This window comes from Actinotalea ferrariae CF5-4 (genome assembly GCF_000603945.1).
In the GTDB taxonomy this organism is placed as follows: domain Bacteria; phylum Actinomycetota; class Actinomycetes; order Actinomycetales; family Cellulomonadaceae; genus Actinotalea; species Actinotalea ferrariae.
This window is the reverse complement of record NZ_AXCW01000531.1, coordinates 1-818: the sequence shown is the minus strand read 5'-3', so window position 1 is coordinate 818 and position 818 is coordinate 1. Positions and strand designations below refer to the sequence as shown.

1 protein-coding gene is annotated in these 818 nt (G+C 78.9%); it reads right to left on the bottom strand.

What is annotated here, in order from left to right; translation table 11 throughout:
- Positions 1-818, bottom strand: an 818-nt coding sequence (locus N866_RS19190; protein ID WP_052023276.1) for an L-threonylcarbamoyladenylate synthase, incomplete at both ends; no start/stop codon positions are given.

Below are 818 nucleotides of genomic sequence, written 5' to 3'. Positions count from 1 at the left end.
CCGCGGTGCCCGGCCGAGGGCCGTCGCCCTCGACGCGCAGGACCACGACGCGCCGACCCGCCTCGACCGCGCCCGCGACGGCGTCGTCGAGCGCGTCCCGGTCGACGACGCGCACGGGCGTCGTCGGCGCGTAGTGGGAGGGGAGTCGGCCCGGGGTGCGGGGCGCGCCCGTGCCCTCGCGTGTCGGGGCGGCCTCGAGCACCTCGGCGAGCTCCGCGGAGCTGATCCCACCCGGGCGCAGCAGCCGGGGGCGGTCGCCGCTGAGGTCCACGATGGTCGACTCCAGGCCCACCTCGCAGTCCCCGCCCTCCAGCACGGTGCCGACGACGTCGCCGAGCTCGGCGACCACCCGCTCGCGCGTCGTCGGGCTGACGCGGCCGAAGCGGTTCGCCGACGGCGCGGCGACGCCCCCGCCGAACGCCTCCAGGAGGGCGTGGGCCACGGGGTGCCGCGGGACGCGCAGCCCGATCGTGTCCTGCCCGCCCGTCACCGCCGTGGGGACCAGGGGGTGCCGGCGCAGGATGAGCGTCAGCGGTCCGGGCCAGAACCGGTCCGCGAGCCGCCGGGCCTCCTCGGGCACGTCGACCGCCCAGTCGTCCAGCTGCTCCGCACGGGCGAGGTGGACGATGAGCGGGTGGTCGGCCGGCCGGCCCTTCGCGGCGAACACCTTGGCGACCGCGTCCGGGTCGCGCGCGTCGGCACCGAGTCCGTAGACGGTCTCCGTCGGGAAGGCGACCAGCTCGCCGCGGCGCAGCGCCGCGACCGCGGCAGCGACCTCCGCGTCGGTCGCGCGCGCCGGGTGCGCCGCCGTGTCGGTC